Annotated in this window: 5 protein-coding genes; 3 read left to right on the top strand and 2 right to left on the bottom strand. The window is 62.5% G+C overall.

Annotated elements, in window-relative coordinates; genetic code table 11:
* On the top strand, window positions 1–1,759 hold a 1,759-nt coding region (locus tag EOA86_RS17550), incomplete at its 5' end, for a hypothetical protein (RefSeq protein ID WP_206630055.1).
* A 552-nt stretch (window positions 1,760–2,311) separates the two neighbouring features.
* Window positions 2,312–3,334 (top strand): alpha/beta hydrolase, encoded by a 1,023-nt coding sequence (locus tag EOA86_RS17545; RefSeq protein ID WP_164891796.1) that lies wholly within the window; start codon window positions 2,312–2,314, stop codon window positions 3,332–3,334.
* A gap of 254 nt (window positions 3,335–3,588) precedes the next feature.
* On the opposite strand, the gene EOA86_RS17540 is transcribed toward EOA86_RS17545, so the two are convergent.
* Together EOA86_RS17540 and EOA86_RS17535 are read right to left on the bottom strand one after the other, a co-directional pair.
* Window positions 3,589–4,101: an OmpA family protein gene (locus EOA86_RS17540; RefSeq protein ID WP_065010224.1), complete on the bottom strand. Its 513-nt coding sequence runs from the start codon at window positions 4,099–4,101 to the stop codon at window positions 3,589–3,591.
* Window positions 4,102–4,111: 10 nt separating this feature from the next.
* Window positions 4,112–4,771 (bottom strand): L,D-transpeptidase, encoded by a 660-nt coding sequence (locus EOA86_RS17535; RefSeq protein ID WP_128342802.1) that lies wholly within the window; start codon window positions 4,769–4,771, stop codon window positions 4,112–4,114.
* Window positions 4,772–5,017: 246 nt separating this feature from the next.
* Here EOA86_RS17535 and EOA86_RS17530 point away from each other — a divergent pair, with 246 nt between their 5' ends.
* Window positions 5,018–6,097: an aminopeptidase gene (locus EOA86_RS17530; RefSeq protein WP_348633354.1), complete on the top strand. Its 1,080-nt coding sequence runs from the start codon at window positions 5,018–5,020 to the stop codon at window positions 6,095–6,097.
* Window positions 6,098–6,456: the final 359 nt, after the last annotated feature.

Raw genomic sequence — 6,456 nt, 5'->3', positions numbered from 1 at the left:
CGGTAAGGTTCCGTGCATGTGGTTGAAGACTTACTTGATCATCACCGGCATCGGCGCGTTCGTGGCGCTGACAATGCCCTGGCTGGTCATCATCGGCAGTTTCCTGATTATCCCGGGGATCATCCTCGCGTCGATGCCAACGGCTTTCATGTATGGCGTCGCCTTCGCGCTGTTCCGCTTGCTGCTCGGAGGTTTCCTTTCAGGGGTTTCTCTGAACGTCATGTCGGGCGCTGCGACGCTGGCACTGTTCTGGACCATCCCCCAGCCAGGCCTCACCTGGGCGAGGGGCATGCTGGCCAGCCTGAAGGAGCCGGACATTCAGGCGAGCGCACCGATTGCGCTCAAGGGCGACATTCTCCTCGCCCGCCCGTTCGAGGGCCGTTGCGATGCACTGTGCGCGGCCTTGCTCAAGACCCCGGGCGTCACTTCGGTCCGCGTCCAGACCCCTCGCGGTCATTCCAATACCTATCGCATCGTGCCGGACTCGACGCCCGGCAAACGAAGCACCGTCATCGGGCATGGCCTGCTGGAAGAGTGGCGCTACGATGCCTCCGATCCGCTCGCCCCTCAGCGCGCGCTGGAAGCCGAATGGAACCTGATGATGTCAGAGGGCAAGGCGCTGCTGCAAAGCGACGACGCCCTCGAACCCGACTTCACCATCGCGATCGAGGACGGCCCTGCCGTGCCCGATGCCAAGCCCCGATGGGGACGGGTGGATTGGTCGCTCGAACCCTCCGCACCCCACCGCAAGGCGCTCACCATCACCGACGCCGGTGAACAGGTGCTGCTGCGGCAGTCGATCCTGTCGATCTTTGCCCCGGCGGCGCCGATGCTGATCGGGACTTCGGGCGGGATCGAGACCTTCCGGTTCGGCTGGGCGCGTCGGCGGCTCGGTGACGGAAGGATGTACGCCGAGGTTCCGGTCAACCGGTTGCTACTCGACCACACCAGCGTTTCGCGCGGCGTGGATATGGAAGCGGCGAAAACGAGAACGCGCGAGGAACTTGCCAGAGCGCTCGACGATTCGCGTAAGCCGGTGAGCGATCCCGCGTTCGCGCTCGCCAATCAGTGGATGGACTCGTTCCGCGCGAACGACCAGCCGCTCGGCGAGAGCGACCGCCGTCTGCTGGTTCGCATCTTGGAGGATCCGCGGGTGCGATCCTCAGACGGGCTGTGGGCGATCATCAAACAGGTCGATGGCGACTCCGCCGGTCTGCGGCGGCTCGCCGCCCGCCGCTACCTCGCGGCCACCGACAAGAAGGAGGCGCGCCATTGGATCAATGCCCTGGCCGGCCTCCCTGTAGGTGCATACGCCGATCCTCTGCCGGAAGAGCGCGAGATTCTCGCCGATCCGGCGGTCAGCCGCTTTGCCACCGGCCTGATCAAGCGCCAGGGCGACCGCGGCGTCGATGCCGTGCCCGACCTGTTGCGGCTGCTGCGCGAGTACTCCGTCCACGATCCGGGCAAGTATGGCTTCAGCGACCTGACCGCGGCTACCGATGCCGTGCGAAGCGGCTTTCGCCGCATTGGCCCTGCGGCCTCTTTCGCGCGGCCTGAGATCGAGCAGCTCCTGGCTTCGCCGGGTCTGGAGTACCGCTACAAGACGCTCGGCCAGGAAGAATGGGACACGCTGCTGGTCGTCCTCGGGAAGCCTGTCGAAACGCTTACCAAGCCGGAAAACCGAGGTGGTACCGACGCGAGGTACCGCGAGCGCGTCGCTCAACGGGCCGCCAAGCCTTACGATCCGCGCCGGGATTGATCGCCGAAACGGGAAGAAGAATCTTCGGGGACGGAGCTATGTCCGGCGACAGGATGGATGATGGGCTGGCCCATTCGGGGTGTCGCGCGGTCTGAATGTCCGGCTCGTTTTCAGTGTCGATCAATAGCTGCCATTCCGCTTTCCACCATGAGTGGTCGCTATCCCTGTGGGGTCCTGCCACGCGGTTGGGTAAAAGCCAATCAGCGTACTGCTGGGACTATCCGGGAATGGGCAGTCAGAGCGGCAGCTAGTACGTTGGCGTGACGGTGAAGCTGTAAAGGTCAATCCAAGCACACCACAACCCTCGTAGCCGGACGTGATCACCGGCGTCTAGCTCGATAGAGGCGACATTAAGCGGGCCGGCGGGATTTGCCGGCTGCGCGGAGACGATCGCCCCAACTCAAGAAACGCTTGCCGCGCAATGCTGATCGATGGTAGGCGCCGTGCGAATGCAATGCCACCGTAGGTGGTTCAGTTCGTGAGGCATTCCGATGCATCGCTGCCCGCCTCGAAGCACTCGCGCCAGCGGGCGGCATCCTGATCTCCGGCAAAGTGCACGACGAAGTCGAGGGCAAGCTGAATTGCGGCTTTGAGGATCGAGGCTCAAGATCGGTCAAGAACATCGCTCGGCCGGTTAGGCCCTACCTCGTCCAACGTGAAGAACCGGCCGCGGCTCGCTCGATACGCGGTGCCGCCCTGCAGCAGGAGATCGAATATAGCCGTGCCCCCGACGGCGTGCGCCTTGGCTGGGCCAAGGTCGGCACGGGCCCGCCGATCGTGAAGGCGGCCAATTGGCTCAACCATCTCGAATACGATTGGGAGAGCCCGGTATGGCGCGCCTTTCTGGAGCGGCTGGCGAGAGGCAACACGCTAATCCGCTACGACGCTCGCGGCAACGGCCTCTCGGACTGGGATGTACCGGACGTCTCCTTCAACGCATGGGTGAGCGATCTTAAGGCTTTGGTGGACGACGCAGGTCTCGACCGCTTTGCCCTGCTCGGCGTCTCGCAGGGCTGTGCGGTCTCGATTGCCTTCGCGGAGCGCTATCCCGAGCGGGTGTCGCACCTCATCTTGTATGGCGGGTTCGCGCTTGGCGCTCGCAAACGCTCGCCTGAGAGCAGGGCGAAGCGAGACGCCATGGCAACCCTGATGCGTTTTGGTTGGGGTGCGGATGAGCCAGTCTTCCGCCAAATGTTCACCTCGCAGTTCATGCCCGACGCCACAAAGGAGCAGGCGGACGTCTGGAACGAGCTTCAGCGGCGGACGACCTCGCCCGAGTGCGCGGTCCGCTACTTCGAAACGGTAGGTGACCTCGACGTGCGCGATCTCCTGCCTCGGGTGCAGGCACGGACCCTCGTAATGCACGTCCGCGGCGACCTCATCGCTCCGCTCGAGAGCGGGCGCGAGGTGGCGGCCGGCATACGGGACGCACGGTTCGTTGCGATGGAGGGGCGCAGCCATTTGGTCCAGGAGAGCGAGCCTGCCTTCGAACGCGAGGAGATACGGCTATTCTTATCGAGTGACGCCCTGAATCTTCTCTGCTTCGAGCGAGCTAGGCGCTGTGGACGGATTTGACGGAGATGAAGCCGGCGGCGAGTGCGACGGAACGACACCCATTTCAGCTTCGTTGAAACACCCCTGCTGGAAAGGGTTGAGTGGCTACAGCCGAACGTCCGCTTGTGTGCAAACGTGCCGCCTCGCCTGTTCACTCGGATGTCGGCTTTTGAATGCGGCTAGGGTCTACTCAATGACCGACATGCGGCGCAAAGCAGCCATGCCGCCGTCGCGTGTGAGACTCTGCTTCGGGTCACAAGCAGAACAGCAGCCCCCTACGGCTCGTCCCTCTCATCGCGCAAATTAGACACAACGCGGCGGTTCTGCGACCTGCAGGCGGTGTCGGGGCAGTCGCGGACGAGCCTGTCCTTGCCGTAGCCCTTGGCCCACATGCGGTTGCGGTCTATGCCGCCGGCGGCGAGGTAGTCCATCACCGCATCGGCGCGCTGCTGCGACAGCGCCGTTTCACTTGCGCCGGGATCGTCGGCGAAACCCTGCAGCTTGAGCAGCCAGCGCGGATGCTTTGCTAACCAGGCGATCTGGGTGTCGAGGGTGGCCTTGGCGACAGAATCGAGCGCGGCCGAACCTTGCGTGAAATAGGTGCGGCGGCCGACATTGAGTATAAAATCCTCCTCGCTGCCCGGCTGCACGTTCTGGAAGCCGGCAACCTCGGTGTTGGTGATGTTGGGCGTGGAAGGGGCCAGCGTGTTGCTGGTCGAGCAGGATGCGGCCAGCACCAGCAGGCCGGCGGCGAGCAGCCGGCGCGTGTTTTCAATCATGCGGTTCATGAGGCGCCAATCATTCGACAGTGGTGGAAGCGGGCGCCTGGTCGGCGATGTGCGGCAGGACCTGCACCGCGGTGCCGATCGGGCAGCGCTGGTAGAGGTCGATGATGTCTTCCGGGAACATCCGGATGCAGCCGCTGGAAGCGTCGGTGCCGATGCTCCATGGCTCCAGCGTGCCATGCAGGCGGTAGCCGGTGTCGGCCCCGTTGCGGTGCAGATAGAGCGCGCGCGGCCCGAGCGGATTGTTGGACGCGCCGCCTGCGACCATGTGCGGTAGGTCCGGCTTGCGCTTACGCATTTCGGGGGGCGGGACCCATTGCGGCCACAGCGCGCGGCGGTCGATCGTCGCGCGGCCGTACCATTTGAAGCCGTCCTTCCCGACGCCGACGCCGTAGCGGATGGCGGTCTTGTTTTCCATGATGACGTAGAGGAAGTGGTGGCGGGTATCGACCACGACGGTGCCGACCGGCTCGCTGCTGAAATACTTGACGATCTGGCGATGCCATCTCTTGTCGATCTTGGCGAAGTTGGTCTTGCGATAGACAAAATTGTTGTCGCTGGCGGTACCGGCGAAAAAGGATTTTGCCGCCGCGGCTCGAGCAATATTGCTGGTTGCACCCACCGCGACCATCGCCAGGCCGCCGAGCACGACACCCCTGCGTGATAAAACCATCGGCAATTTTCCCCCCATGCCAAAAGCCTGGCGCACCATAGTTGAGAATTACTTCGCCTCAAAGTGGAAAATGCTGCGTTGCTTCAGTCCGCCATGTCCGGACATTCGGCAATTTGGCGGCGAGTGACCGTTGTGGCAATCTTGCCGAGGACGAACGTCTAACCTAAACCCCATCCAGGATCTTAACCAAATTGGCGCGACTGTTTGGGACCGGGCGTAGTTGCGACATTTGCCCTATCCGGACGTGTGAGCGATGCCGTGGGCATGATGCATGCTTTTTTTCGTTCGGTTGCTGCGATGATCGTGATGTCCGGCGTGGCAGGTTGCACCAGCATTTCCTACTACGCACAATCCTTGAAGGGGCACGTGGAGATCATGGCGGCGCGCCAAGATGTCGGAGAGCTGATCGACAATCCTTCGACCCCTGGGACATTGCGCGCTCGAATGGCATCGGCGAGCGCCATCCGACAGTTTGCGATAGATGAACTAGCGCTGCCGGACAACAATAGCTACCGCAGCTATGTTGACGTTGGTCGGGACGCGGTGACATGGGCCATCTTCGCAGCGCCGGAATTCTCGCTGACGCCACGAACATGGTGCTTTCCGGTGTTCGGATGCGTTCCGTACCGAGGATATTTCTCCAAAAGGTCTGCGATTGAAACCGCTGTCGAACTTCAGAGACAGGGCCTGGACGTCTATGTGACGGGCATCACTGCATATTCCACGCTCGGCTGGTCAAGTGACCCGCTGCTAAGCACCATGCTCAGCCAAGATGAAGCGGGTCTTGCAGGGCTGGTGTTCCATGAGCTGGCCCACCAGCGCGTCTACGTACAGGACGATTCCGCGTTCAACGAAGCGTTCGCTGCCGCTGTCGAAACAACCGGTGTAAGAAAATGGCTGCGCGCGAATGGGGATACTGCCGGTTTGCGCCGGTACGAAGCCGACCGGAGGCGCAGAGCTCAATTTCTTGCGCTGGTGTCGCAGACCCGAGACGAGCTAAGGCACGTCTATGACGACAGCGCTCCCTCTGAGCAGAAGCGGGCCGCAAAGATAGCCGCGATCGAACGGCTGCGAATGCGCTACCGAGAGATGCGCGACAGTCGCTGGCGTGGATACCGGGGATACGATGTCTGGTTCGATTCTCCGATTAACAACGCGAAGCTCGCCGCGACTTCCGTCTACGGCGATCGGGTGGCGACGTTTCTCCGCTTGTTCGATTTGTGTTCGGGCGACTATCCACGATTCTTCGCGTCGGTTCGACGGATAGGAGCGTTAGACAAATCTGACCGCGCCGAAGCGCTCAAGGCGGCAGATTCATGCGATTGATCCGGTCAAATCCGAAGGCCAGAAGCGGCGAATCGGTCGCTGATGTACTCGGCAGCCGGCGCAGGTGGTTGAATTGACCATTTGTCGGCCGATTTCCCAGGTACTTTGAGGTCGGCGGGGCCGGAAGCCGCATGTCGGCCTACAGAAGCCAAAAGCGGACTTGCCTGAACTCCCCGCGGGATCTTGGACCACAATGATTGCCGGCGGGCCGTGGCGCCTCAGCGTGCGCCCCTACGAGGCCGAAAACCTCACGCTCACGCCGCGCTGCCGAAAATAAGCCTGCATTAGCTTGCGGCCCGAACGGTTGTTCTGCGCCAGCCTGGTTGGATCGAACACCGCTTGTTCTACCCCCTCTCGCG

Origin of the sequence: Mesorhizobium sp. M5C.F.Ca.IN.020.32.2.1, assembly GCF_004023105.1 — a bacterium.
Classification (GTDB): Bacteria; Pseudomonadota; Alphaproteobacteria; order Rhizobiales; family Rhizobiaceae; genus Mesorhizobium; species Mesorhizobium wenxiniae.
The sequence above is the reverse complement of the archived record's forward strand: the minus strand, read 5'-3'. Positions and strand labels throughout refer to the sequence as shown.